Origin of the sequence: Kitasatospora aureofaciens (assembly GCF_019192735.1) — a bacterium.
GTDB classification, from domain to species: domain Bacteria; phylum Actinomycetota; class Actinomycetes; order Streptomycetales; family Streptomycetaceae; genus Kitasatospora; species Kitasatospora aureofaciens_A.
The window spans coordinates 1-26,190 of the sequence record NZ_JAHTKP010000045.1 but is presented as its reverse complement, the minus strand read 5'-3'; the positions used below and the strand labels follow the sequence as shown (position 1 = coordinate 26,190).

Below are 26,190 nucleotides of genomic sequence, written 5' to 3'. Positions count from 1 at the left end.
GACTACGTCCCCGCCATGACGTTCCACCCCCAGCCCAAGCCCGGCACCCCCAGCCCGTGGGCCTTCCCCGCCCCCGAGCGAGCCGCCCTCGGCAACGGCATCACCGTCCTGCACTGCCACCGGCCCGGCCAGCAGCTCGTCGCCGTCGAGGTCCTCCTCGACGCCCCGCTCGCCGCCGAACCCGAAGGCCTCGACGGCGTCGCCGCGATCCTCGCCCGCGCGCTCAACGAGGGCACCGACACCCTCACCGCCGAGGAGTTCGCCGCCGAACTCGAACGCGCCGGCGCCACCCTCGACGCCCACGCCGACCACCCCTGCATCCGCGTCTCCCTGGAGGTCCCCGCCTCCCGCCTCCAGCGCGGACTCGCCCTCCTCGCCGACGCCCTGCGCGCCCCCGCCCTCCCCGAGGACGAGATCGAGCGCCTCGTCGCCAACCGACTCGACGAGATCGTCCACGAGCAGGCCAACCCCGCGCGGCGCGCCGCCAAGGCCCTCTACGCCGAACTCTTCGCCGCCGCCGACCGCCTCTCCCGCCCCCGCAGCGGCACCGCCGACACGGTCAAGTCCATCGACCGCGCCGCCGTCAAGGCCTTCTACGACGCCCACGTCCGGCCCGCCACCACCACCGTCGTCGTGGTCGGCGACCTCACCGGGGCCGACCTCCCCGCCCTCCTGGAGAGCACCCTCGGGGCCTGGACCGGCATCTCCGCCGAGCCCTCCGGCCACGCCCCCGTCACCGCCGACGACCGCGGCCGCGTCCTCATCGTCGACCGCCCCGGATCCGTCCAGACCCAGCTCCTCATCGGCCGCATCGGCCCCGACCGCCACGACCCCGCCTGGGCCGCCCAGATCCTCGGCACCTACTGCCTCGGCGGCACCCTCACCTCCCGCCTCGACCGCGTCCTGCGCGAGGAGAAGGGCTACACCTACGGCGTCCGCGCCTTCGCCCAGCCGCTGCGCTCCGTCGCCGACGGCAGCGGGCGCGCGCTGCTCGCCATCAGCGGCTCGGTGGACACCGCCTCCACCGCCCCGGCGCTGGCCGACACCTGGACGATCCTGCGCACCCTCGCCGCCGAGGGCCTCACCGACGCCGAGCGGGACGAGGCCGTGCAGTTCCTGGTGGGCGTCGCCCCGCTGAAGTACGAGACCGCGGGCTCGGTCGCCGGCACCCTCGCCGACCAGGTCGAGCAGCACCTGCCCGACGACTACCAGGCCGAGGTCTACCGGCAGCTCGCCGAACTGCCCACGGCCGCCGCCACCGAGGCCGTCGTCGCCGCCTTCCCGCCGGACCGCCTGGTCACCGTGCTGGTCGGCGACGCCGCCGGGATCGCCGACGACGTGCGCGCGTTGGGCATCGGCGAGGTCACGGTCATCAGCTGACCCTCTCTCTGATCCGGCAGGCCCGGTGGAGCACCAGCTCCGCCGGGCCTGCCGCGCTTTAAATCCCTTGCAGGTCGCACCCGTTCCGTGGATAGATATCCCCCGGCACACACGTACGAACTCTGACGAACGAAGGGAGGCGGTCACCATGCGGGTCGAGCGAGCCATACGACGACGCTCCCCAAGGCCGTACTCCCGTTGTGCCCTGGGCGCCTGAGCCCCCTCCTGATCTTCCCCGAGCCACGCCGGGATCTCTTTCGCGCGGCAATTCCCTGTGAACCAACTGACCTTGGAGGTCGAACACCCATGTCGTACACCGAAGTACCCGGTATCCGGGTCCCGATCCGGATGTGGACCAACCCGTCCACCGTCGAGGGCGCGGCGATGCAGCAGCTGCGCAACATCAGCTCGCTGCCCTGGCTGCACGGCCTCGCCGTCATGCCCGACGTCCACCTGGGCAAGGGCGCGACCGTCGGCTCCGTCATCGCCATGAAGGGCGCGGTCTGCCCGGCGGCGGTCGGCGTGGACATCGGCTGCGGAATGAGCGCGGTGAAGACCTCCCTCACCGCCAAGGACCTCCCGGACGACCTGTCCCGCCTCCGTTCCAAGATCGAGCAGGCCATCCCCGTAGGCCGCGGCCTCCACACCGACCCGGTCGACCCGCGCAAGCTCCACGGCTTCGCGACGGCCGGTTGGGACGACTTCTGGCAGCGCTTCGACGGGGTGGCGTCGGAGGTGAAGTGGCGGCGCGAGCGGGCCATGCAGCAGATGGCGACGCTTGGCGGAGGAAATCACTTCATAGAACTGTGCGTTGATAGCACTGATGTGGTCTGGCTGATGCTCCACTCGGGCTCGCGCAACATCGGCAAGGAGCTGGCGGAGCACCACATGGGCGTCGCCCGCTCGCTGCCGCACAACCAGGGCCTGATCGACCAGGACCTCGCGGTGTTCATCGCGGACACCCCGCAGATGGCCGCCTACCGGCAGGACCTGTTCTGGGCGCAGGAGTACGCCAAGCACAACCGCGCCCTGATGATGTCGCTCTTCCAGGATGTCGTCCGCCGCGAGTTCGCCAAGGCGAAGGTCACCTTCGACGAGGTCATCAGCTGCCACCACAACTACGTGGCGGAGGAGACCTACGACGGCGTCGACCTGCTCGTGACCCGCAAGGGTGCGATCAAGGCCGGTTCCGGCGACTACGGGATCATCCCAGGCTCGATGGGTACCGGTTCGTACATCGTCCGCGGTCTCGGCAACAAGGCGGCGTTCAACTCCGCCTCGCACGGCGCCGGCCGCAAGATGAGCCGGAACGCCGCGAAGAAGCGGTTCACCACGCAGGACCTGGTCGAGCAGACCAAGGGCGTGGAGTGCCGCAAGGACAGCGGCGTCGTCGACGAGATCCCGGGCGCCTACAAGTCGATCGAGAAGGTCATCGAGCAGCAGAAGGACCTCGTCGAGGTGGTCGCCCACCTGAAGCAGGTCGTCTGCGTCAAGGGCTGACGTCAGGGGCTGACGTCAGGGGCTGGCGTCAAGGGTTGACATATGACGAGGCCCCCGGGTGGATCCCGGGGGCCTCGTCCACGGCGCTTTGCGCTCAGGCGGCGGCCGGGAGCTCGTCGAGGCCTTCCTGGACGAGCTTGGCGAGGCGGTCGAGGGCCTCGTCGGCGTTGTCGGCGTCGGAGGCCAGGATGACCTCTTCGCCGCCCTGGGCGCCCAGGGCGAGGAGGCCGAGCATGGAGGCGGCGTTGACCGGGTTGCCGCCGGGCTTCGCGATGGTGATGGGCACGCCGGTGGCCGTGACGGCCCGGACGAAGATGGAGGCGGGACGGGCGTGCAGGCCCTCGGCCCAACCGATGGTGACGCGGCGCTCAGCCATGAGACGTGCCTTTCCGGTGAAGCTGGTCACGGCCTTGCTCGGGGAAGCGGCCATGGTGTCTAGGTTGTCTAGACCAGTGTTGCATGCGGGCGACCCCTCCGAGCCGCCGCGTTCGGGACTTGTGATTGTTTCTTTTCGGGGCATAAGGCCCGGCCAGTGGCCGTGCCCACCCTGCCGCGAGCGCACGCCCGGCGCCATCCGGCTCGCCGCCGGATAACCTGACGAATGTGGATGACTCCGCGGTGGCGCACCCCGAACCGGACTACCCGCAGCACTGGGAGGCCGACATCCTGCTGCGCGACGGCGGCACGGCCCGGATCCGGCCGATCACGCCCGACGACGCCGGGCGGCTGGTGGAGTTCTACGAGCAGGTCTCGGACCAGTCCAAGTACTTCCGCTTCTTCGCGCCCTACCCGAGGCTGTCCGACAAGGACGTCCGCCGCTTCACGCATCACGACTTCGTGAACCGGGTCGCCCTGGCCGTCGTCATCCGCGACCGCTTCATCGCGACCGTCCGCTACGACCGGATCGACGCCGAGGGCCGCCCGTCCGACTCCGGCACCGACGCCGAGGTGGCGTTCCTGGTGCAGGACGCCCACCAGGGCCGCGGGGTGGCGTCGGCGCTGCTGGAGCACATCGCGGCGGTGGCGCAGGAGCGCGGGATCCGCCGGTTCCAGGCGGAGGTGCTGCCGGAGAACCGGAAGATGGTGAAGGTCTTCACCGACGCCGGCTACACCCAGCGCCGCAGTTTCGCCGACGGCGTGGTGCACCTGGAGTTCGATCTCGAACCGACGGCCCGCTCGCTGGCCGTGATGCGGGCGCGCGAGCACCGCGCGGAGGCGCGCTCGGTGCAGCGGCTGCTCACGCCGCGCTCGGTGGCGGTGATCGGCGTCTCGCGAAACCCGCAGACCGTCGGCCGGGCGCTCCTTCGCGACCTCCTGGGCAGCTTCGACACCGAGTTCGACAGCAGGTACGGGACGGCCGCCCCCGACGCCAAGGGCACCCTGCGCGCCGTCTACGTGGTGAATCGCAACGCCCCGCCCGGCACCGAGCTGGACGGCGTCCCGGTGCACCGCTCGATTCTGGACATCCCCGGCCCGGTGGATCTCGCGGTGATCGCCGTCCCTGAGGGCGCCGTGCCCGCGGCCGTCGCCGAGTGCGGCGCGCACGGCGTGCAGGGCCTGGTGGTGGTGACGGCCGGGTACGCGGAGACCGGCGTGGAGGGCCGCGACCGGCAGCGGGCGCTGGTCCGCCAGGCCCGTGCGGCGGGGATGCGGGTGATCGGCCCGAACGCGTTCGGCCTGATCAACACCGATCCGGACCTCCCGCTGAACGCCTCGCTGGCGCCGCATCTGCCCGGACGCGGCGGCTTCGGGATCTTTTGCCAGTCCGGCGCGATCGGCGTCGCACTCCTGGAGGCCGCGCACCGCCGCGGCCTCGGCGTCTCCTCGTTCGCCTCGGTCGGCAACCGCGCGGACGTCTCCGGCAACGACTTCCTGCAGTACTGGGCGGAGGACGACGCGACCGAGGTGGTGCTGCTCTACCTGGAGTCCTTCGGCAACCCGCGCAAGTTCACCCGCATCGCCCGCCGCCTGGCCGCCGTGAAGCCGATCGTCGTGGTGAAGGGCGCCCGCCACACCGGCAGCCTGCCGCCCGGCCACGCCGTCCCGGCCACCGCGACGGGACTGCGCGACGCGACGGTGGACGCGCTGTTCGAGCAGGCCGGGGTCATCAGGGTGGAGACGATCACCGAGCTGTACGACACCGGCGAGCTGCTCGCGCTGCAGCCGCTGCCGTCGGGGGACCGGGTCGCGGTGGTCGGCAACTCGGACTCGCTCGGCCTGCTGACGCACGACGCCTGCCTGAGCGCGGGCCTGCGCCCCCGCACGCCCGTCGACCTGACCACCGCCGCGACCGGCGAGAACTTCCGGATCGCCCTGGACGTCGCACTGAGCGATCCGGCTGTGGACGCGGTGATCGCCGTCGCCATCCCGCCGATCGGCACGTCCGCGCACGCGTTCATGGGCGGCCGGCTGACCGGCCCGGACGACCCTGAGATGGGCTCGGACGATCCGGAGATCGCCGCCGCCCTGCTCGAAGCCGGCGAGCGGGCAAGGGAGTTGGGCAAGCCGCTGGTGCTGGCCCACCTGGCGCTGACCGACCTACCGGCCCGGCTGCGCCCGGGCGGCATCCCCGCCTTCGCGGCGCCCGAGCGGGCGGTGCACGCCCTCGCGCACGCCGTGCACTACGCGCAGTGGCGTCGCCGGATGGCCGAGGCGGAGGAGACGGCCCGCGTTCCCGAGCTGGAGCGGATCGACGAGCCCGGCGCCCGCGCCCTTGTGGAGGCGGCACTGAGCACCCGCGCCGCGATTGCCGCCCGCACCCAGCCGGGCGGCGCCCGGATCACCCTGCCGGACGCGGAGGCCCGCGCCCTGCTGGCCCACTACGGCATCGACGTCTCGCCGACGCTGCCCGCCCCGGACGAGGAGACGGCCGTCCGGGCGGCAGCCACGCTCGGCTACCCGGTGGCGCTCAAGGCGACCGCCCCGCACCTGCGTCACCGCCCGGACCTGGGCAGCGTCCGGCTGGACCTGACCGGCGAGCCGGGTCTGCGCCGCGCCCACCGCGAGCTGGACGCCCTGCTCGGCGGTGCGGCGCAGGCCGAGCTGGTGGTGCAGGGGCTGGCCCCGCGCGGGGTGGACACCGTGATCGGCGCGACGGTCGACCCGGCGGTGGGCGCGATCCTGTCCTTCGGCCTGGCCGGTGCGCCCGCCGAACTGCTGGGCGATGTCGCGCACCGGCTGGTTCCGGCCACCGATCAGGACGTCGCGGGGCTGATCCGGGAGGTCCGCGCGGCCCCGCTGCTGTTCGGCTGGCGGGGTGCGGAGGCGGTGGACACGGACGCGCTGGAGGAGCTGCTGCTGCGGGTGTCGCAGCTGGTGGACGAGGTGCCGGAGGTCGCGTCGGTGGATCTCGAACCGGTGGTCGTGGCCCCGCACGGGCTGGCGATCCTGGGGGCGCGGGTGCGGATCGCACCCCTGCCCGTCCGCAGCGATCTGGGCCCGCGCGCCATGAGCACCCTGTAACCTTCCTTGGTTGCGCCTGCCCCCGTGGGCGCTGTTGTCCGAAGCTCGGCGCCGTGCCGCCCGCTTCGTCGGCGGACCATGCCAGGATGGAGTTATGGCGAAGACCGGTACCACCACCACTCAGGACCTGCGCTCGGCGATCGAGCGCAGCGGCTACTACCCGGCCCTGGTGTCCGAGGCGGTCGAGTCCGCGGTGGGCCCGGAGCCGATCAGCTCCTACCTGGTGCACCAGGAGACGACGTTCGACGCGAACGAGGTGCGTCGGCACGTCACGGTGCTGGTGCTGACCCCGACCCGGTTCGTGGTGAGCCACACCGACGAGCAGTCCGGTGACGCCGGCAGCCCGGCGGTGCCGTTCGCGACGACCTCGACGGAGAGCGTCCGGCTGGACCGGATCGGCTCGGTCGTGGTGAGCCGGATGGTGGCGAACCCGGAGACGTACACGCCGGGGACGCTGCCGCGCGAGGTGGTGCTGACGATCGGCTGGGGCGCGGTGCAGCGGCTGGACCTGGAGCCGGCCGGCTGCTCGGACCCGAACTGTGAGGCGGACCACGGCTACACCGGTTCGGCGACGGCTGACGACCTGTCACTGCGGGTGAGCGAGGCCGGCGACGGTCCGGAGACGGTCGCGCAGGCGTTGGTGTTCGCCCGGGCGCTGTCGGACGCGACGATCAGCAACGGCCCGCGGGCCTGAGCGCCTCCGCCGACGACTGCCACGAAACCGGATCCATGTCCTTCGCACCTTCCGACGGCTATGACGCCTTCGAGATCCTCGATCCCGCAACGGCCCCCGCGCCCGCGTACGGCAGCGGTTCGCTCTGCGACCTGCTGCCCTCGGTGGCGGCGGGGCTCGGCGTCGCCGGGTTCTCCGCGACGCTGCCGATCGCTCCGGCGGACCGGGTGGTGGTGTTCCTGGTCGACGGTCTCGGCTGGGAGCTGCTGCTGCGCCACCCCGAGTACGCGCCGTTCCTGTCCTCGCTGGTGGGGAGTTCGCTGGGCGGTTCGGGCCGCCCGCTGACGGCCGGGTTCCCGTCGACGACGGCGACCTCGCTGGCCTCGGTCGGCACGGGCACTCCGCCGGGCCTGCACGGTCTGGCGGGGTACACGGTCGCGGTCCCCGACGCCGGTTATCTGATGAACCAGCTGCGCTGGCAGCCGCACACCGACCCGGCCGTCTGGCAGCCGTACCCGACGGTCTTCGAGCGGACGCACGCGGCCGGGGTGGCGACCGCGCAGGTCTCGTCCCCGCTGTTCGCGCAGACGCCGCTGACCAGGGTGGCGCTGTCCGGCGGCACCTTCCTCGGCCGGACCACCGGCGAGGAGCGGATGGACCAGGCCGCCGCCTGGCTGGCCGAGCACGACCGGGCACTGGTGTACACGTACGTCAGTGAGCTGGACGGCGCGGGCCACCGCTTCGGGGTCGACTCGGACGAGTGGCGGATGACGCTGGACTCGGTGGACCGGCTGGCCCGGCGCCTGGCCGAGCAGCTGCCGCCGCGGTCGGCGATGTACGTGACGGCCGACCACGGCATGATCGACATCGCGCCCGAGGACCGGATCGACTTCGACGAGGACTGGGAGCTCGGCGCGGGCGTGGCCCTGCTGGGCGGCGAGGGCCGGGCGCGGCACGTGTACGCGGTGCCGGGCGCCGCGGCCGACGTGTACACGGTCTGGAGCGAGGTGCTGGGCGACCGGATGTGGGTGGCGACCCGGGACGAGGCGATCGCGGCGGGCTGGTTCGGCCCGGCCGTGGACGAGCGGGTGTACCGGCGGATCGGCGACGTGGTCGCCGCGGCCCGGGACGACGTCGCGATCATCGCCTCCCGCAACGAGCCGGGCGAGTCGGCGATGGTCGGCCTGCACGGTTCGATGACCCCGGTCGAGCAGTTCGTGCCGCTGCTCGAAGTGCGCGGCTGAGCCCGGCCGTCGATTCCTCTGTGCCCGAACTCCCCTGATTTGAAAGGCCCTTGCTCCACCCATGGCTGAACTGGTGTTCTTCTCGGGCACGATGGACTGCGGCAAGTCGACGCTGGCGCTGCAGATGGACCACAACCACACCGCCCGCGGCCGGCAGGGGATCATCCTGACCCGGCACGACCGGGCCGGCGCGGCCACCATCTCCAGTCGGCTGGGCCTGCGCGCCGACGCGGTCGAGGTGACCGACGACTTCGACTTCCACGCCCACGTGGTGCACCGGCTCTCGGCCGGCGGCCGGGTGGACTACCTGATCTGCGACGAGGCCCAGTTCTTCGACGCCGAGCAGGTCGACCAGCTGGCCCGGGTCGTGGACGAACTCGACATCGACGTCTACACGTTCGGCATCACCACGGACTTCCGCACCCGGCTGTTCCCGGGTTCGCAGCGGCTGATCGAGCTGGCCGACCGGGTCGAGGTACTCCAGGTGGAGGCGCTGTGCTGGTGCGGCGCGCGGGCCACCCACAACGCGCGGACGGTCGGCGGCGTGATGGTGGTCGAGGGCGCGCAGGTCGTGATCGGTGACATCTCGGTGAACGAGGACGAGGTGGGCTACGAAGTGCTGTGCCGCCGGCACCACCGCCGCCGCCTGACCGCGGCGACCGCCCGCGTCTCGGTGCTCTCCCCGGACGTGCTGCCCTTCGAGGAGCAGCAGGTCTAAGGCCGGCTTTCAAACTCGGGCCAGCGCGCTTCCAGTACCGAGAAGTGCCCGCCCTGCGGGTCGGCCAGCCGGGCGGCCCGGCCGCGGGCGGTGTCGTGCGGCTCGACCAGCACCCGGCCGCCCAGTTCGGTGACGCGACGGGTCGTCAGTTCGGCGTCGCGGACGGCGAAGTGGACGCGCCAGCGGGGCGGGTGGCCGCGCAGTTCGGCGCCGTGCCGGATGCCGGCGACCGGCCGCCCGTGGACCAGCAGTGCGGATTCGCCGCCGGCGGGCCGGACCGGCCGGCCGAGGATCGTGGCGTAGAAGGCGGCGGCGCCCTCCGCGTCGGGGGTGAGCAGTTCGGCCCAGGCCGGTCCGCCGGGTTCGGGGCCGGCCTCGCGCCCGGTGTGCTCCTCGCCCTGCCAGAGGCCGAAGACGGCGCCGGACACGTCGGCGGCGATGGCCATCCGCCCGGCGCGTTCGGCCTGGAGGGGCCCGACGGCGACGGTGCCGCCACACTCGCGGACCAGTTGGGCGGTCGAGTCGGCGCTGTCCACGGCGAAGTAGGTGGTCCACTGCACCGGGAACCCGGTGGCGGTGGAGATGCCGAGACCGGCGACCGGTTCCCCGTCGAGTTCGGCCCGGACGTAGGCGCCGAGCTGGGTGGGGCCGGGGGAGTAGGTCCAGCCGAGCAGGTCGCCGTAGAACGCGCGGGCGCCGGCCAGGTCGTCGGTCAGCAGGCTGACCCAGCAGGGCGTGCCCTGGGCCAGTCGGAGTTTCACCGCGGGCAATGCGGGCCTCCTCACAGGCGGTTGGCGCACGGGATTGCGCACGCGAGGGTGATGCTTCCACTCCGGCGCGTACCGAACCCTCGGGCCGCGCGGAATATCCGGCAAAGACCGCACAAAGAGCGGCGGTTCGGCCGTGCTGCGCGAGAATGTCCGCCATGACCACCTACAACGAGGGTTCCCCGCTGATCTCCGCGGCCGAGCTGCGGGAGGCGCTCGCCTCCGCGCGTCCGCCGGTGCTGCTGGACGTGCGCTACCAGCTCGTCGGTGCCGCCGCGTCCGGCCCGACCGCGGCCGAGGAGTACCGGGAGGGGCATCTGCCCGGCGCCCACTTCGTCGACCTGGACCGGGATCTCGCGGCCCCGCCCGGCGCGCCCGGGCAGGGCGGTCGCCATCCGCTGCCGGACCCGGAGCGGTTCGGCGCGGCGATGCGCCGCTTCGGAGTCGGTGCCGACCGCCCGGTCGTGGTCTACGACGGCGGGCCGTCGCTGTCGGCGGCGCGCGCGTGGTGGCTGCTGCGCTGGGCCGGGCACCTGGACGTCCGGGTGCTGGACGGCGGGTACGCGGCGTGGCTGGCGGCCGGGCTGCCGGTGACGGCCGAGGTGCCGGCGCCGGAGGAGGGCGACTTCAAGCCGGCCCCGGGTCAGCTGCCGACGGTCGACGCGGACGGCGCGGCGGCCTGGGCGCGCAGCGGTCTGCTGCTGGACGCCAGGTCGGGGGAGCGGTACCGGGGCGAGACCGAGCCGGTCGACCCGCGGGCCGGGCACATTCCGGGCGCGGTCTCGGCGCCGACCAGCGAGAACGTCGGCCCGGACGGGAGGTTCCGGCCGGCCGCGGAGCTGGCGGCGCGGTTCCGGGCGCTGGGCGCGGGTGAGCGGGAGACGGCGGTGTACTGCGGCTCGGGGGTGACGGCGGCGCACCAGATCCTGGCGCTGGAGGCGGCGGGCCTGCCGGCCACGCTGTACCCGGGTTCGTGGAGCGAGTGGTCGAGCGACGCGAGCCGCCCGGTGGCGGTGACCGACCAGCCGGGCTGAGCCCGGGCACGTCGAAGGGGCGGGAGGCCGGGCCTCCCGCCCCTTCGACGTGGACGACTACTCCTGCTTCTTGCGCCGGCTGCCGAAGACGATCTCGTCCCAGCTGGGCACGGTGGCCCGGCGGCCGGGCCGGACGCCGTCCGCCTCGGCCTGCCGGTCGGTGGTGCCGACCAGGCGCTCGCGGTGCGGGGCGACGGCGCGCGGCATCAGGATGTCCGCGTACGCCGAGCCCGCGCCGACGGCGGGCGCCGCGGCGGCGGCCGGCTCCTCGCTCTCCTCGGCGACCTCGGCGGGCACCGGCTCGATCGGGGCGGGGCCGACGGCGAGGTCTCCGCGGAAGGCGGGGACCACGTCGAGCAGGCTGGTCAGCGAGTCCCTGGCGTCGGCGGTGGCTTCGCGCGACTCGCGGAGTTCGCGGGCCGACATGATGCGGTCGGCGGAGGGCCGGTCGATCATCGGGCGGGGCGGCCGGTCCTGGGGGAGCCGGGCGATCCGCGGGATGAACGGGAAGACCGACTCCTCCTCGCGCTCGACGTTCTCGCCGATCAGCGCGCGGGCCTCGTCGTCGTTGGGCTGGACCAGGCGCCGGGGCGGGTCGTACGTCCACGAGGCGCTGCGGCCCTCGCCGTCGGCCCGGTAGGAGAGGATGACCTCCCACGTGCCGTCGTCGCGCCGCCAGGAGTCCCAGCGTTCGGTGTCCTTCTCGGCGCCGCGCAGCGCGAGCCGCTCGGCGACGGCCTCGCCGAGCTGCGGGCCGGTGGACTCGCCGTTGCGGCGGATGGCGGTCTTGCGGGCGCGCTCGGCCATGAAGGCGCGTTCGGCGAGGACGGGGCCCTCGAAGCGACGGACCCGGTCGACGGAGATGCCGGCGGCCTGGGCGACCTCCTCGGCGGAGGCACCGGCTCGTATCCGCGCCTGGATGTCCCGGGGGCGGAGGTGGCTCTCGACCTCGATCTCGATCTGGCCGAGGCGTGGCCGGTCGCCGCGGATGGCGGCGCGCAGCCGCTCGTCGATGGGGAGGGTGTACTCCGTGCTGTCGGCAGCCTTGAGCACCAGCCGTGTGCCGTCGTTGCTGACGGCCACAACCCGCAGTTCGGGCACGGTTACCTCCCGGGTGGTGCCTGCCGACGTCACCTGCGTCGCTGCTCCCGTACTGAGTGTGGCCTGCCCGCTCGCGACTGGCCACAACCTTGCTGAGTTCCCCGGCGTGTCGGGCTTATGCCCGCCCACGCCGCTGTGGCACGGTTGCCTTTTTGCCACGTCATCGGTCGACGTCGCGCCTGGGTGTCCCGGCCGTCCTCGCACGCGCAGTGAATCGCGACGATCCGGGACGGGCGTCGCCGTGCGTGCCTGTTTCGTGGCTCTTCGTCAAGCTGCCGGTGAAGGCGCAGTCGACAAGTCGACCCAAGGCTCAGGCTTTACGAACAGTACTCCATTCGTGGCATCCGAAGGGGCGGCTCGCCGCTCAAGTCTCCCGCGATTCACGGGAATCTCAAGAGCACGCGCCCGTGAGGGCGGACCATCGTCGGATGAACGGTGATCATCTTCACATAAACCGGGAGCGGAGAACCGCATTTTCGTCCCTTGTGTCCTTCTTTGGGCAAGATGGAGTGTCTTGTTCGAAGAGCCGTCGTACGAACCGAGGGATGTTGATGCCGGAGTTGAGCCCCGCCGAGGAGGGCGGCAAGGACGAGCGCAAGCGCATAGATCTGAGTGTGGCTCAGGTCGCGGCGAGTGCGCTGGCCGCGGTGGTCGGGGCGGTGCTCGCCTCCGAACTCGGCGTCTACGGCTCGATCCTGGGCGCGGCGGTGGTGAGTGTCGGGGCCACCACGGGCGGTGCGGTGTTCCAGCACATCTTCAGGCGCACCGGCGAGCAGCTGCGCGACGCGGTGGACCGCGGGCCGGGCCAGACGGTGAACGGGCTGCGCCAGGTGCCGACGGATCCGGTCGGCCCGTCGGTGATCTCTTCGGAGTGGAACGAGCCGCAGGTGGTCCGAGCGCGTCGGCGGTGGACGTGGAGGACGTACGCGGCGGTGTCGGGGCTGGTGTTCGTGCTGGCGATGACGCCGATCGTCGCGTTCGAACTGGCCACTGGGCAGCCGGTGTCGGCGACGGTGACGGGGACGTCGGGCAGTGGCACCTCGCTGGGCGGCACGGTGAGCCCGAGGTCGACGCCGCCGGCCGAGGAGCCCGCGGGCCGTCCGTCCGGTGGCGGGCACGAGCCGGGCGGGTTGCCGTCGGACGGTGCCTCGGCCGCGGCGACGACGAAGCCGCGGCCGGAGCCGAGCACCAGCCCGAGCAGTGGGACCGGCGACCAGGGCGGCACGGCCTCGCCCTCGGCGAAGCCGAGCCCGGACCCGAGCCCGAGCGGAAGCGCGACGCCCACGTCCGGCGTGTCCCCGTCGGCGGGCGGCGGGCAGCCGACCGGCGGGTCGACGTCGCAGTCGCCCGACCCGAGCCAGGCCCCGGCGTCGGTGGCCCCGCAGCCGCCCGCCCAGACCCCTGCCGGCTAGGCGCCGAGGACCCGGCGCAGGTAGGCGTTGCCGAAGACGCGCTGCGGGTCGACCTCGTCGCGCAGCGCGGTGAAGTCGGCGAAGTGCGGGTAGACGCCGGCGAGGTACTCGGCGTCGCGGGTGTGCAGCTTGCCCCAGTGGGGGCGGCCGCGGTGGGCGGTCATCAGCTGCTCCACGCCGGTGAAGTAGCCCTGGTCGTGGGTGCCCCGGTAGAGGTGGACGGCGATGTAGGCGCTGTCGCGGCCGGAGGCGGTGGAGAGCCAGAGGTCGTCGGCGGGGGCGAAGCGGACCTCCACCGGGAAGCTGATCCGCCAGTCGGACCGTTCGATCAGCGCCTTCAGCTCACGCAGCACCTCGGCGACCTCCTCGCGCGGCACCGCGTACTCCATCTCGACGAAGCGGACCTTGCGCGGGCTGGTGAACACCTTGTGCGCGGTGTCGGTGTAGCTGCGGTCGGACCAGGCGCGGCTGGCCAGCGAGGCGATGGTGGGGATGCTGCCGGGGAAGCGGCGGCCGACCCGGCAGGCGCCCTCCCACACGGTGTTGGAGAGGAAGTCGTCCTCCAGCCACCCCTTGAACCGGGGCAGCGGGGCGGCCGGGCCCTGGCTGCGGTTGTTGCGCTTGGTGCTGCAGCGGTCGGTGTGCGGGAACCAGTAGAACTCGAAGTGCTCGTTGACGGCGGTGAGGTCGTCGAGGCGGTCGAGCACCTCGTCGAAGCGCATCGGCTGCTCGTGCGCGGTGAGCAGGAAGGCCGGTTCGACGGCGAGGGTGAGCGCGGTGATCACGCCGAGCGCGCCGAGGCCGAGTCGGGCGCCCTGGAAGAGCCGGGGATGCTCGGTGGGGGAGCAGTGCCGGACGGTGCCGTCGGCGAGGACGATCTCCAGGGCGCGGATCTGGGCGGCGAGCGAGCCGGAGTCGCGGCCGGTGCCGTGGGTGCCGGTGCTGGTGGCGCCCGCGATGGTCTGGACCTCGATGTCGCCCATGTTGGTGAGGGAGAGGCCCTCGGCGGCGAGGAGCCGGTTGAGCCGGTGCAGCGGGAGGCCGGACTCGACGGTGACGGTGCCGGCCTCGCGGTCGATCTCGCGGACGGCGGTGAGGGCGTGGGGGCGGATCTGGACGCCGTCGCCGGCGGAGGCGATGGCGGTGAAGGAGTGGCCGGAGCCGACGGCCTTGACGGTGCGGCCCTGGTCGGCGGCGCGCAGGATCTCTCTGGCCAGTTCCTCCGCGGTGCCGGGCGTGGCCGCCCGGGCGGGGCGGGCGCTCTGGTTGCCGGCCCAGTTGGTCCAGCGGGTGGGGGTCGCGGTACTGGCCTGGGGCATTGCGCTGCCTCCTGCTCCGTGGCCGAACGGGGTCGGCGGGGTCCGGGGCGGTGGGGGCCGCCCGTCGAGGGGGCGCGGCCCCCTACCCGCGGGTAGGCCCCCGCGAGTAGGGAGGAGAGTAGTCAGTTCACCGTTCGAGGTCTACGGGTTCGGCGGCGGCCTGTCCGGCCTCGGGGGCGGGGTCGCCGGCCCGCAGGCGGCGCAGGCCGATCAGGGCGACCAGGACGCCGAACGCCCCGGCGACCAGCGGCACCCAGTACCCGGCGGCGGCTCCGGAGGCGTCGATCACCCAGCCGGCGGTCGAGGAGCCGAAGGCCACGCCGAGGGCGAGCCCGGTGGTGGTCCAGGCCATGCCCTCGGTGAGCTGGGCGGCCGGGACGAGCCGCTCGACCAGGGCCATCGCGGAGATCAGGGTGGGGGAGATGGCGACGCCGGCGGCCAGCAGGGCGCCGCCGGCCGCGAGCAGGCCGCCGAGGCCGTGCACGGTGGAGGCGACGAGCAGGATCGGGACCATGCTGAGCGCCATCATCAGCACGCCGGCGAAGAAGCGGGTGGAGAGCGGGCTCCTGAGCCTGAGCGCGCCGTAGACCATGCCGGCCAGGCCCGAGCCGAGCGCCCACACGGCGAGGATGATCGCGGCAAGTCCCTTGTGGCCCTGGGCATCGGCGAACGCGACGGTGACGATCTCGACCGAGCCGAAGATCGCACCGGTGGCGATGAAGGTGAGCACCAGGACGATCAGGCCGCCGTTGACGATGGCGCTGCCGCCGCCGCGGGTTGCGGCCGGGTGGACCGGCGGCTCGGTGCGGCGCTGGGCGGTGAACAGGGCGATGCCGACGGTGAGTGCGACGGCGGCGGCGAGCACGCCGGACTCGGGGAAGACGGTGGTGGCCAGGCCGACGGCGAGGATCGGGCCGACGATGAAGCAGAACTCGTCGACCACCGCCTCGAAGGAGTAGGCGGTGTGCAGCTTGGCCGGTTCCTTCCGGTACAGCTGGGCCCAGCGGGCGCGGACCATGGCGCCCGCGCTGGGCATCACGCCCATCCCGATGGCGAACAGGAAGAGCGTCCAGGTCGGCGCGTCGAAGTGCGCGCAGAGCAGCAGCCCGGCCGCGAAGACGACGGTGAGCGCGGCGGCGGGGATGGCGACGCGGCGCTGTCCGCGCCGGTCGACCAGCCAGGAGACCGCCGGGCCGAGCGCCGCCGCGGCGATCGCCAGCGTCGCCGAGACCGCGCCCGCCACCCCGTACGACCCCTTCAGCTGGGAGAGCATCGTGACGATGCCGATGCCCGTCATGGAGATCGGCAGGCGGGCTATGAACCCGGCGGAGGAGAAGGCCAGCGTGCCGGGTGCGGCGAAGATCTGGCGGTAGCTGGACAGCACGGGGGAACTCCGTGGGGGTAAGGAACGTAGGTCGTGAACACAGCTTACGTACCTTGGCAAACGGTATTTTCCGGACACCCTCGCGGCCCCGGCGACGGCACCCGGCCCCTCAATGGCAGGATCGGTGCCATGCCCGACGCGCGCAAACCCTCCCTCTCCGGCGCCGCTCCCTACGACGCCCTCCTGCTGCTCTCCTTCGGCGGGCCCGAGGCCCCCGAGGACGTCGTGCCGTTCCTGGAGAACGTCACCCGCGGCCGGGGAATCCCGAAGGAACGGCTGAAGGAGGTGGGCAAGCACTACTTCATGTTCGGCGGCGTGAGTCCGATCAACGAGCAGAACCGTGAGCTGCTGGCCGCGCTGCGCAAGGACTTCGCCGAGCACGGCCTGGACCTGCCGGTCCACTGGGGCAACCGGAACTGGGCGCCCTACCTGGTCGACACCCTGCGCGAGATGGCCGCCGACGGGCACCGCCGGATCGCCGTCCTCGCCACCAGCGCCTACGCCGGCTACTCCGGCTGCCGCCAGTACCGCGAGAACCTCGCCGACGCGCTGGCCACCCTCGCCGAGGAAGGCAGCCCCGAGCTGCGGGTCGACAAGCTGCGGCACTTCTACAACCACCCCGGCTTCGTCGAGCCGATGATCGACGCCACCCTCGCCGCCCTGGAGCAGCTGCCCGCCGACGTGCGGGCCGGCGCCCGGCTGGCGTTCACCACCCACTCCATCCCGGACGCGATGGCCGAGACCTCCGGCGCCCCGGACGACCCGGCCCGCGGCCGGCCCGGCGGCGCGTACGTCGCCCAGCACCTGGACGTCGCCCGGCTGATCGCCGAGGCCGTCGCCGAGCGCACCGGCGCCGCGGACCGGTCCTGGGAACTGGTGTTCCAGAGCCGCAGCGGCGCCCCGCACATCCCGTGGCTGGAACCGGACATCTGCGACCACCTGGAGGCCCAGCACGCCGACGGGGCGCCGGCCGTCGTGATGGTCCCGATCGGCTTCGTCTCCGACCACATGGAGGTCAAGTACGACCTCGACACCGAGGCCGTCGCCAAGGCCGCCGAGCTCGGCCTGCCGGTGGCCCGCGCCGCCACCGTCGGCGCCGACCCGCGGTTCACCGCCGCCGTGCGCGAGCTGGTCCTGGAGCGGGCCGCCACCGAGCGTGGCGAGAGCGTCACCCGCTGCGCCCTCGGCCGGCTCGGCCCCAGCCACGACGTGTGCGCGGTCGCCTGCTGCCCCAACCCGCGCGCCCCCCGCCCGGCCGCCGCCGAGCGCTGACCCCGTCCCGGAGGAGAACCCCCGTGCCCAGCCCCGCCCTGCCCGACGACCGGCTGCTCGACGACCTGCTTGACATCGCCCTGGACGCGGCCCGCCGGGCCGGCGCCCTGCTGCGCGACGGCCGGCCCGCCGACCTGGGCGTGGCCGGCACCAAGAGCAGCCCGGTCGACGTGGTCACCGAGATGGACCTCGCCTCCGAGAAGCTGGTCCTGGAGCTGATCGCCGAACGCCGCCCGGAGGACGGCTACCTCGGCGAGGAGGGCGCCGAGCGGGCCGGCACCAGCGGGGTGCGCTGGGTCGTCGACCCGCTCGACGGCACGGTCAACTACCTGTACGGGCTGCCCTCGTGGGCCGTGAGCGTGGCCGCCGAGGTGGACGGCCGGGCGGTCGTCGGCGTCGTGTACGCCCCGGCGCGGGGCGAGCTGTTCCACGCCGTCCTCGGCCGGGGTGCCCACCTCGACGGCCGGCCGATCTCGGCCCGCCAGGCCCCGCCGTGGGGGCAGGCGCTGATCGGCACCGGCTTCAACTACGTCCAGGCGGTGCGGGTCCGGCAGGCCGAGGTGCTGCTCGCGCTGATGCCCGAGGTGCGGGACGTCCGCCGGGGCGGCGCCGCCGCGGTGGACCTGTGCGACGTCGCCGCCGGGCGGCTGGACGGTTACTACGAGCGCGGCCTGGCCCCCTGGGACCGGGCCGCGGGCTGCCTGATCGCCGCCGAGGCCGGCGCCCTGATCGGCGGCCGGCCGGGGCAGGGCCCGGACGGCGAGCTGACGGTCGCCGCCGCCCCCGGCGTGTACGAGCCGCTCCAGGAGCGCCTGGCCGCGCTGCGCGCCTGGGCGGACTGACCGGCCGGTTTTCACCGATCGGAAACCTTCGGGCTCGAACGGAAACCCGGGCTCGAACGGTAGTAGGCAAGCCCCGAACGGAAGAAGGCCGGCCCCGGACGGAAGAAGGCCGGCCCCGAACGGAAGAAGGCCGGCCCCGAACGGAAGAAGGCCGGCCCCGGCCGGAAGAAGGCAAACGAAGAGCCCTGGCATACGGGGAATGCCAGGGCCTGGGGTTTCGCACGACCCCCGCAGGGCCGCTGGTGCCGGAGGACCGGCGTCGGGTCAGGCGTTGCGGAGCGTCACGCGGCGGTGCGGTGGCGATCCAGCACGGTGTCGACGCCGTGCTCGGCAGCGAGCCGGCGGAGGTCGTCCAGCTCGGACTGCTCCACCTCGGCGAGGAACTCGTCCCCGGCCTCGATCGCGCGGTGCAGGTCCTGCTCGGCGTTGGCTATGCGCTGCAGGATTCCGGCCTTGAAGGCGTCCATACGGGCCCCCTTACTGTGTCGGACGTGCACGGTCGTGCGTTCTCCGCCCTGTGGTGGTCCGGTCGACGGAAGCGTCCGAGCCGCAGGTCTGCTGCTCCGGTCGGGCGCGGAGACGGCCTTCGGCCGCTCCCGGTGACGTCCCAGCCCCAGGGCCGGCGCGGATGAACGCACGGCGGGTGGGTGCGATCGACCAAGGGCCAGATCGCGGGTGTGCAGCTGTCCTCCCCGCCCCGGGCGCGCGGAAACCTTCGGGAGCGAGAAAGTTGCCTGTGTCACAGTCCAATCGGACTGCTGCGGATGCGAACCGTGATCGCCGGAGCCCGGGCGAACGTGCCTCGACGGCAGCTTATCGCTGCTTTACCGACGGACCAGGCAGGATGGAGGCACCGTCGGAGCCGCGCGTCCGCTTCCGGGGCCGGCCTGGAGAAGGGACAACCACCGTGCGGGTTCTCGTGGTCGAGGACGAGCAGCTGCTCGCCGAGGCCGTCGCCACCGGCCTGCGCCGTGAGGCGATGGCCGTCGACGTGGTGTACGACGGGGAGGCCGCGCTCCAGCGCATCGCGGTCAACGACTACGACGTCGTGGTGCTGGACCGCGATCTGCCGCTGGTCCACGGTGACGATGTCTGCCGCAAGGTGGTCGAGCAGGGCATGGCGACCCGGGTGATCATGCTGACCGCCTCCGGCGACATCAGCGACCGGGTCGAGGGCCTGGAGATCGGTGCGGACGACTACCTTCCGAAGCCGTTCGCCTTCAGCGAACTCGTCGCCCGGGTAAGGGCGCTGGGCCGCCGCGCGACCATCCCGCTGCCGCCCGTCCTGGAACGCGCCGGCATCTCGGTCGACCCCGGCCGGCGCGAGGTGATCCGCGAGGGGCGCACCGTCCAGCTCGCGCCCAAGGAGTTCGCCGTCCTGGAGGTGCTCATGCGCGCCGGCGGCGCCGTCGTCTCCGCCGAGCAGCTCCTGGAGAAGGCCTGGGACGAGCACACCGACCCGTTCACCAACGTCGTGCGCGTCACCGTGATGACGCTGCGCCGCAAGCTCGGCGACCCGCCCGTGATCATCACCGTGCCCGGCTCCGGCTACCGGATCTGACCGGAATCCGCCCACCCCGACACCCCTGAAAGTTCCCCCCTGCTCTGCGCCCGCCCCTGGCGGACGCCCCGAGAGGACCATCATGACCACCCCGCCCCCGGCCGGCGGGCCCTCCGGCGCGCCCGCCGGCGGCCCGCGCACCGTGCCGCCCAAGCCCCTGCACCCGCCGCGTGCGCCCCGGCTGCAGCAGTCGCGACGCGACGAGACCTATGTGCCCGGCGACGGCATGCTCGCCTGGCTGCCCTTCCGCCCGACCATCCGCATCCGGCTCACCCTGCTCTACGGCGGGATGTTCCTGATGGCGGGCGTCGTCCTGCTCCTGCTGATGTACTTCTTCGTCCGGCAGGCCCTGGACTACGTCGCGCCGCCGCAGCTGAACTTCGCCGTGGTCACCCCCAACGGCCCCTCGTCGTCGTTCATGGTCAACGGCGTCCAGATGTCCAGCGAGCAGCTCAACGGGCTGCTCGCCAGCCGGCACGAGGCGGCCTCCAACGTCGCCCTGAACACGCTGCTGCGCAAGTCCCTCACCGTGCTCGTCTGCCTCGCCGTGATCGCCTTCGCGGCCGGCTACGCGATGGCCGGCCGGGTGCTGCGCCCGCTCGGCCGGATCACCCGGACCGCGCGCGACGTCGCCTCCTCCGACCTGCACCGGCGGATCGAGCTGGACGGGCCGGACGACGAGCTCAAGGAGCTCGCCGACACCTTCGACGACATGCTCGACCGGCTGGACCGCTCGTTCGACTCCCAGCGCCGCTTCGTCGCCAACGCCTCGCACGAGCTGCGAACACCGCTGGCGATCAACCGCACGCTGCTCGAGGTCCAGCTCTCCGACCCCGGCGCCTCGGCCGACCTCCAGCAGCTCGGCAAGACCCTGCTGGCCACCAACGAGCGCAGCGAGCAGCTGGTCGAGGGCCTGCTGCTGCTCGCCCGCAGCGACAACGAGCTGACCGACCGCCGCCCGGTCGAGCTGTCCGAGGTGGCCACCCGGGCGCTGGAGCAGACCAGGACCGAGGCCGGAAAGCGCGAGATCGAGCTGCGCTCGACGCTCGATCCGGCCGTGGTCCCGGGCAACGGTGTCCTGCTGGAGCGGATCGCGCTCAATCTGCTGCAGAACGCCGTCCGCTACAACACCCCGGGCGGCTGGGTCGAGCTGACCACCGCCGAGGTGCCGGGCGGCGGCGAGCTGGTCGTCACCAACACCGGCCCGGTGGTGCCCGGGTACGAACTGGAGCACATCTTCGAGCCGTTCCGCCGGATCAAGGGCGCCGACCGCACCCGCAGCGACAAGGGGGTCGGGCTCGGCCTGTCCATCGTGCGCTCGGTGGTCCGCGCCCACGGGGGCGCCATCGAGGCCACCCCGCGCCCCGGTGGCGGCCTCACCATGCGGGTGCGCATCCCCGGCCCCTGACCCTGCCCGCGGGCCGCTCCGGGGCCCGCCGCGCGGCCCGCGCCGCCGCGCTCCGTAAGCGACCGTTTCAAGCCGCCCCCGCCAGGCCTGTCAAGACGACATAAGGCCTGGCGGGGGCGGCTTGTCTTTTCCGGGCCGAGCAACTTACGGTGTCGTAACCTACGCAACCGTAACTGCGTCCGTCCGTGCGTCCGCCACGTTGCCCGTCCAACGCGCCCGTCCCGCGCGTGCCGTCCCCCCAGGAGCAAGACCCGTGACCATCGCCCCCGTGCAGCGCAGCACCTCGCTCGGATCGAGCGCCTGGACCGACACGCGGCTGATCCTGGCCCTCGAAGAGGTCGTGGAGAAGGAGCTCAACCGCCACCTGAACGTGGCCAAGGAGTGGATGCCGCACGAGTTCGTCCCGTGGAGCCAGGGCCGTGACTTCGACGGCGTGCTCGGCGGCGAGGCCTGGGCGGTGGAGCAGTCCCAGGTGACCCCGCTCGGCCGGGTCTCGCTCGTCGTCAACCTGCTGACCGAGGACAACCTCCCCAGCTACCACCACGAGATCGCGACCATGTTCGGCCGCGAGGGCGCCTGGGGCACCTGGGTGCACCGCTGGACCGCGGAGGAGGGCCGGCACGGGATAGCCATCCGCGACTTCCTGCTCGCCACCCGGGCCGTCGACCCGGTAGAGCTGGAGCGGGCCCGGATGAGCCACATGTCCGAGGGCTTCGAGTCCGACAACGCGCACAGCATGCTGCACTCGGTCGCGTACGTGGCCTTCCAGGAACTCGCCACCCGCATCTCGCACCGCAACACCGGCAAGTACGCCGGCGACCCGCTCTGCGACCAGCTGCTGGCGAAGATCGCCAACGACGAGAACCTGCACATGGTCTTCTACCGGAACCTGCTCAAGGCCGCCCTGGAGATCGCCCCCGACCAGGCCATGCGGGCCATCGCCGACGTGGTCACCGACTTCCGGATGCCCGGCCACGGCATCCCCGGCTTCGAGCGCGCCGCCGCGCAGATCGCCCTCGGCGGCGTGTACAACCTCCGGATCCACCACGACGACGTGCTCCAGCCGGTGCTGCGGCACCTGCGGGTGATGGAGATCGACGGCCTCGGCGCGGACGGCCTGATGGCCCAGGACGAGCTCGGCGTCTTCCTCGACGGGCTGGACGGGCAGGCCCGAAAGTTCGAGGAGCGGCAGGCCGCGATCCAGGCCCGCCGGGCCGCGCGTCAGGGCGCCTAGCGCGCCCCGAGGGGCGGACGACCGCCGGTGCGCCGCCGTCTCCGGCGGCGCGCGGGCGGGGGCGCGCCCCAGGGCCCGGCGGCGGTCCGTCCGGCCGGTCCGGCTGGGTGGATTTTCCGTGATTTGCCCTGGAAGATTCCGAACGTGAGCAAGCTCACACCGTGTCGCTCCGTGACTTCGGCCAACCCCGGAGAGTGATCATCCGTCAACAGAGCCCGATCGCCGTCCGTGACCGGAATTCCGGTCCGGGCACGTCCGCGGGATTGACCGGCACCCCTGGTGGGCAAAGGAATGGGCGAGTACCGGTACGGGCTGCGCTCACTGTGAGTGGCCGCCGAACGGGCCTCGACCGAGGGCGGAGATGGCCCAGCGTGAGGCCTCCTGCGCCCGGGTGGATCACCCCAACGGACCCCCGGCTGAGTGTCGATTGAGTAACAGGGCTTGAAGTAAGGCAAAATCTCCGCCTCGGGTCGGGCACAAGACCGACCCCCCATGCGTTACGTGCGCTGGAGATACCGCACACACCGCACAACCCGGAGGGGGAGAGCGAAAAATGGCAACGGACTACGACACCCCGCGCAAGACCGACGACGAGCTCAACGAGGACAGCATCGAGGAACTCAAGGCTCGGCGGAACGACAAGGGCGGAAGCTCTGTCGACGTCGACGAGTTCGATGCGGCCGAGGGCATGGAGCTCCCCGGCGCCGACCTCTCGAACGAGGAGCTCGCCGTCCGCGTGCTGCCGAAGCAGGCCGACGAGTTCACCTGCATGAGCTGCTTCCTCGTGCACCACCGCAGCCAGCTGTACAGCGAGAAGAACGGCAACCCGATCTGCCGGGACTGCGGCGCCTGAGCACGGCGGCGGACACGGCCCGGCGCCCGCGGTTCACGCGGGACCGGCACCAAGTTCCTTCCGGCTCCGGGCAGCGGAGCCGGACGGCAGGTCCGGGCAGGACAAAGTCATAGGGACGGTCCCGCAACTGCGGAACCGTCCCTCTTTGTTTTCCGGCGCACCCGGTCTTCCCCGGCCTTCCCCGGTCTCGCTGCGCTCCGACGTCACGCGGACGTCACGCGCGGGCGCTGCGGCGGGCCTCCTCCAGCGCCTCGGCCAGCTTCATCGGCGAGCGGGTCGACAGATAGAGGTACGGCGTCGGGTCGGTCGGGTCGGTCACCTCGACCCGCAGCGCCGTCGGGACGTAGCTGCGCAGCAGCATGAAGGCCCGCGGGTCCGACTTCGGTCCGCGCCAGGCGACCGCCTCGGCCGGGCTCAGCGCGTGCGCGGCGCCCAGGGCGTCCACCGGGATCCGGGCCGGCCCGGCCACCAGGGAGCCCTGGACCACGCGGATCCGGGCCGAGCCGTAGCTGCTGATCGCGACCGCGCCGATGGCGATCCCGACGACCAGCCCGATCAGTGCGCCCAGCCCGCTGACCCGCAGCAGGATCAACGCGAACGTGAGCCCGGTCGCGACCGGGAGCAGCCACCAGGAACGGGGCACGGTGAGGCGTTCGTCGTACATGCCCCCATTGTGGGCGCCCTGACGCCCGGGCCCGGACGGCGCCCCCGCCGACCGCCTTCCTACCGGCCGGTAGGGCCCTCGGGGGGCCTCGGTAGGGTGGGGCAGCGTGACCGGTACGACAACCCCCACCACCCCCACCGACCGGCCGGCGCCCGCGATGCCGCCGACCCCAACCACCCCGCCGCCGGACGCCGTCCTGCCGCCGCGCGCCCCCGAGGCGCCCGCCCCCGGCACCCGGCTCGGGTCCCACTACGAGCACTGCTTCGGCTGCGGCCCGCAGCACCCCGGCGGCCTGCGGATCGACGCGGTCGCCGGCGAAGGGCTCGACGTCACCGCCGAGTTCACCGTCCGGGACGTCCACCAGGGCGGCCCCGGCCTCGCCCACGGCGGCGTGCTGACCACCGCCATGGACGAGACCCTCGGCACGCTCAACTGGCTGCTGCACGCCCCCGCCGTCACCGGCCGGCTGGAGACCGACTTCCTCTGCCCGGTTCCCGTCGGCTCCGTGCTGCACCTGCGCGCCCGGATCACCGGCGTGCACGGCCGCAAGATCTACAGCGCCGCCGAGGCCCGGATCGGCGGCCCCGACGGACCGGTCGCGGTGCGGGCGCAGGCGCTCTTCATCCAGGTGAAGCTGGAACACTTCACCACGCACGGTCGTCCCGAGGACATCGAGAAGGTCCTCGACGACCCGGATCTGATGAAGCGCGCACGAGCCTTTGAGGTGAACCCTTGAGCAGTACCCCCCGACCGCCGCTGGACGTCCTGATCACGCGCATCGACCCCGAGCTGCCGCTGCCCGCCTACGCGCAGCCCGGAGACGCGGGAGCCGATCTGCGCACCACCGTCGACGCCGAACTGGCACCCGGCGAGCGGGCCGTCCTGCCCACCGGCATCGCCATCGCCCTCCCGGACGGCCACGCGGCCTTCGTCCACCCCCGGTCCGGGCTCGCAGCTCGTTGCGGTGTTGCTCTCGTGAACGCCCCGGGGACGGTCGATGCCGGGTACCGTGGAGAGATCAAGGTGATCGTCGTCAATCTGGACCCGCGCGAGGGGGTCAGCTTCCGCCGAGGGGACCGGATCGCCCAGCTGGTGATCCAGCAGGTCGAGAAGGCCCGCTTCCACGAGGTGGCCGAGCTGCCTGGGTCGGCACGCGCCGAGGGCGGGTTCGGGTCGACCGGCGGCCATGCCGCGGTCTAGCATGCCCGCGGCCTCGCAGGAAGCCGAGCAGGTATTCGCATCGGTCTTGGACCGGGAAGGACAGTGACCGTGTTCCGTCGTCGCCAGAAGAGCGAGGACGCTGTCGAGCAGCTCGCCGACGACGCCATCAGCGCCGACGAGACGGCCGATGACGTCGAAGGTTCCGCCGAGAGCGAGAACGTGACCGAGCTGGACCCGGCCGACAGGGTCGGCCTGCCGCCGGCTCCGCGGCCGGACGGTCCGTGGGACCACTCCGAGCTGGAGAATCCCGAGGAGGGGCGAGTCGACCTCGGGGGTCTGCTGGTCCCCGGTGTCGAGGGCATGGAACTGCGCGTCGAGGTCGCCGGCGACGCGATCGTCGCCGCGACCCTCGTCCTCGGTAACAGCGCCGTCCAGCTCCAGGCCTTCGCCGCCCCCAAGTCGGAGGGCATCTGGGGGGAGGTCCGCGAGGAGATCGCCAACGGCATCACCTCGCAGGGCGGCATCGTCGAGGAAGAGGAGGGCCCGCTCGGCTGGCACCTCCGCGCCCAGGTCCCGGTGCAGCTGCCGGACGGCACCCAGGGTGTGCAGCTGGTGCGCTTCGTCGGCTGCGACGGACCGCGCTGGTTCCTGCGCGGCGTGATCTCGGGCCAGGCCGCCGTGCAGCCCGAGATGGCCGGGATCCTTGAGCAGGTCTTCCGGCAGACGGTCGTCGTCCGTGGCGAGAGCCCGATGGCGCCCCGCGACCCGATCGTGCTGAAGCTCCCCGAGGACGCGCAGATGGTGGCCGACGGTGGCGGGGCAGCCGCCGCCGGCGAGGGCGAAAACCGCTTCGGCGGCACCGCGCTCGACCCGTTCGCGCGTGGCCCGGAGATCACCGAGGTCCGCTGACGCCGGTTCGCCGGTTCGCCGGTTCGCCGATCGCCCCCGCCCGGAAGCCCGGGCGGGGGCGATTTGCATGTGACGGGCCCTGACCCGTACAGTTCCGGAGTCGCCGCGAGAGAGCGGGGACAAGCGGAAAGCAAATCCGATGGAATGAAACTCCGGGAAAACGGGGCGGAAAACATCTGATAAGCTGGAAACACGAAAGAACGAAGCGCCCGGAGGGCCCGCTGGAAGGCGGTCCGAAGGAAGTGTCCGTTCCTTGAGAACTCAACAGCGTGCCAAAAGTCAACGCCAGATA

Annotated in this window: 24 protein-coding genes; 17 read left to right on the top strand and 7 right to left on the bottom strand. The window is 72.8% G+C overall.

Features of this window, described 5'->3' with window-relative positions:
- Positions 1-15: 15 nt before the first annotated feature.
- Both KV557_RS30875 and KV557_RS30870 read left to right on the top strand, forming a co-directional pair.
- A complete protein-coding gene (locus KV557_RS30875; RefSeq protein WP_218204870.1) occupies positions 16-1,380 on the top strand; it encodes a M16 family metallopeptidase in 1,365 nt (454 codons plus the stop codon).
- 306 nt (positions 1,381-1,686) lie between these two features.
- Positions 1,687-2,880 carry an RtcB family protein gene (locus KV557_RS30870; protein ID WP_218204847.1) on the top strand — a complete coding sequence of 398 codons (1,194 nt, stop codon included), beginning with the start codon at positions 1,687-1,689 and terminating at the stop codon, positions 2,878-2,880.
- Positions 2,881-2,974: 94 nt separating this feature from the next.
- Here KV557_RS30870 and KV557_RS30865 read toward each other — a convergent pair whose 3' ends face one another.
- Entirely contained in the window at positions 2,975-3,256 is a 282-nt protein-coding gene (locus tag KV557_RS30865; protein WP_218204846.1) for an HPr family phosphocarrier protein, read from the bottom strand.
- A gap of 227 nt (positions 3,257-3,483) precedes the next feature.
- Between KV557_RS30865 and KV557_RS30860 the strand changes: the two genes are divergently transcribed.
- The 4 genes from KV557_RS30860 (at position 3,484) to KV557_RS30845 (ending at position 8,977) form a co-directional block, all read left to right on the top strand.
- Positions 3,484-6,342, top strand: a complete 2,859-nt coding sequence (locus KV557_RS30860) for a bifunctional acetate--CoA ligase family protein/GNAT family N-acetyltransferase (protein WP_218204845.1) — start codon at positions 3,484-3,486, stop codon at positions 6,340-6,342.
- A 94-nt stretch (positions 6,343-6,436) separates the two neighbouring features.
- Positions 6,437-7,036, top strand: coding sequence for a DUF5998 family protein (locus KV557_RS30855; RefSeq protein ID WP_218204844.1), 600 nt, complete (start codon positions 6,437-6,439; stop codon positions 7,034-7,036).
- 35 nt (positions 7,037-7,071) lie between these two features.
- Positions 7,072-8,259, top strand: coding sequence for an alkaline phosphatase family protein (locus KV557_RS30850; RefSeq protein ID WP_218204843.1), 1,188 nt, complete (start codon positions 7,072-7,074; stop codon positions 8,257-8,259).
- Positions 8,260-8,320: 61 nt separating this feature from the next.
- Entirely contained in the window at positions 8,321-8,977 is a 657-nt protein-coding gene (locus KV557_RS30845; protein ID WP_218204842.1) for a thymidine kinase, read from the top strand.
- On the opposite strand, the gene KV557_RS30840 is transcribed toward KV557_RS30845, so the two are convergent.
- A complete protein-coding gene (locus KV557_RS30840; protein ID WP_308130154.1) occupies positions 8,974-9,738 on the bottom strand; it encodes a VOC family protein in 765 nt (254 codons plus the stop codon). The genes KV557_RS30845 and KV557_RS30840 overlap by 4 nt on opposite strands.
- 164 nt (positions 9,739-9,902) lie before the next feature.
- Between KV557_RS30840 and KV557_RS30835 the strand changes: the two genes are divergently transcribed.
- Positions 9,903-10,778, top strand: coding sequence for a sulfurtransferase (locus KV557_RS30835; protein WP_218204840.1), 876 nt, complete (start codon positions 9,903-9,905; stop codon positions 10,776-10,778).
- 57 nt (positions 10,779-10,835) lie between these two features.
- Here KV557_RS30835 and sepH read toward each other — a convergent pair whose 3' ends face one another.
- Positions 10,836-11,912, bottom strand: coding sequence for a septation protein SepH (sepH, locus tag KV557_RS30830; protein WP_218204839.1), 1,077 nt, complete (start codon positions 11,910-11,912; stop codon positions 10,836-10,838).
- Between the two features lie 518 nt (positions 11,913-12,430).
- Here sepH and KV557_RS30825 point away from each other — a divergent pair.
- Positions 12,431-13,291, top strand: coding sequence for a hypothetical protein (locus KV557_RS30825; RefSeq protein WP_218204838.1), 861 nt, complete (start codon positions 12,431-12,433; stop codon positions 13,289-13,291).
- Here KV557_RS30825 and KV557_RS30820 read toward each other — a convergent pair.
- Complete coding sequence (locus tag KV557_RS30820; RefSeq protein WP_218204837.1) at positions 13,288-14,610, bottom strand: D-arabinono-1,4-lactone oxidase; 1,323 nt, start codon at positions 14,608-14,610, stop codon at positions 13,288-13,290. The two genes, KV557_RS30825 and KV557_RS30820, sit on opposite strands and share 4 nt — an antisense overlap.
- Before the next feature lie 127 nt (positions 14,611-14,737).
- Positions 14,738-15,994: an MFS transporter gene (locus KV557_RS30815; protein WP_218204836.1), complete on the bottom strand. Its 1,257-nt coding sequence runs from the start codon at positions 15,992-15,994 to the stop codon at positions 14,738-14,740.
- A 129-nt stretch (positions 15,995-16,123) separates the two neighbouring features.
- Here KV557_RS30815 and KV557_RS30810 point away from each other — a divergent pair, with 129 nt between their 5' ends.
- Entirely contained in the window at positions 16,124-17,266 is a 1,143-nt protein-coding gene (locus tag KV557_RS30810) for a ferrochelatase (RefSeq protein WP_218204835.1), read from the top strand.
- 23 nt (positions 17,267-17,289) lie between these two features.
- Positions 17,290-18,108 (top strand): inositol monophosphatase family protein, encoded by an 819-nt coding sequence (locus tag KV557_RS30805; RefSeq protein WP_218204834.1) that lies wholly within the window; start codon positions 17,290-17,292, stop codon positions 18,106-18,108.
- 281 nt (positions 18,109-18,389) lie between these two features.
- Here the strand turns inward: KV557_RS30805 and KV557_RS30800 are convergent, their stop codons facing one another.
- Entirely contained in the window at positions 18,390-18,575 is a 186-nt protein-coding gene (locus KV557_RS30800; protein WP_030285471.1) for a hypothetical protein, read from the bottom strand.
- Positions 18,576-19,015: 440 nt separating this feature from the next.
- Here KV557_RS30800 and KV557_RS30795 point away from each other — a divergent pair, with 440 nt between their 5' ends.
- The 4 genes from KV557_RS30795 (at position 19,016) to KV557_RS30780 (ending at position 23,164) form a co-directional block, all read left to right on the top strand.
- Positions 19,016-19,669 carry a response regulator transcription factor gene (locus KV557_RS30795; RefSeq protein ID WP_218204833.1) on the top strand — a complete coding sequence of 218 codons (654 nt, stop codon included), beginning with the start codon at positions 19,016-19,018 and terminating at the stop codon, positions 19,667-19,669.
- Positions 19,670-19,751: 82 nt separating this feature from the next.
- Positions 19,752-21,077: a sensor histidine kinase gene (locus KV557_RS30790; RefSeq protein ID WP_218204832.1), complete on the top strand. Its 1,326-nt coding sequence runs from the start codon at positions 19,752-19,754 to the stop codon at positions 21,075-21,077.
- Positions 21,078-21,330: 253 nt separating this feature from the next.
- Positions 21,331-22,311, top strand: a complete 981-nt coding sequence (locus tag KV557_RS30785) for an acyl-ACP desaturase (RefSeq protein WP_218204831.1) — start codon at positions 21,331-21,333, stop codon at positions 22,309-22,311.
- A gap of 553 nt (positions 22,312-22,864) precedes the next feature.
- Positions 22,865-23,164: a DUF4193 domain-containing protein gene (locus KV557_RS30780; RefSeq protein WP_030285479.1), complete on the top strand. Its 300-nt coding sequence runs from the start codon at positions 22,865-22,867 to the stop codon at positions 23,162-23,164.
- A gap of 214 nt (positions 23,165-23,378) precedes the next feature.
- Here KV557_RS30780 and KV557_RS30775 read toward each other — a convergent pair whose 3' ends face one another.
- A complete protein-coding gene (locus tag KV557_RS30775) occupies positions 23,379-23,828 on the bottom strand; it encodes a DUF3093 domain-containing protein (RefSeq protein WP_218204830.1) in 450 nt (149 codons plus the stop codon).
- 157 nt (positions 23,829-23,985) lie between these two features.
- On the opposite strand from KV557_RS30775, the gene KV557_RS30770 reads away from it, so the two are divergent.
- The 3 genes from KV557_RS30770 (at position 23,986) to KV557_RS30760 (ending at position 25,898) form a co-directional block, all read left to right on the top strand.
- Positions 23,986-24,564, top strand: coding sequence for a PaaI family thioesterase (locus tag KV557_RS30770; RefSeq protein WP_218204869.1), 579 nt, complete (start codon positions 23,986-23,988; stop codon positions 24,562-24,564).
- Positions 24,561-25,028, top strand: coding sequence for a dUTP diphosphatase (gene dut / locus KV557_RS30765; protein ID WP_218204829.1), 468 nt, complete (start codon positions 24,561-24,563; stop codon positions 25,026-25,028). Before KV557_RS30770 ends, dut begins: the two co-directional genes overlap by 4 nt.
- A 69-nt stretch (positions 25,029-25,097) precedes the next feature.
- On the top strand, positions 25,098-25,898 hold the full coding sequence (locus tag KV557_RS30760; protein ID WP_218204828.1) for a DUF3710 domain-containing protein: 801 nt from the start codon (positions 25,098-25,100) through the stop codon (positions 25,896-25,898).
- Positions 25,899-26,190 lie beyond the last annotated feature (292 nt).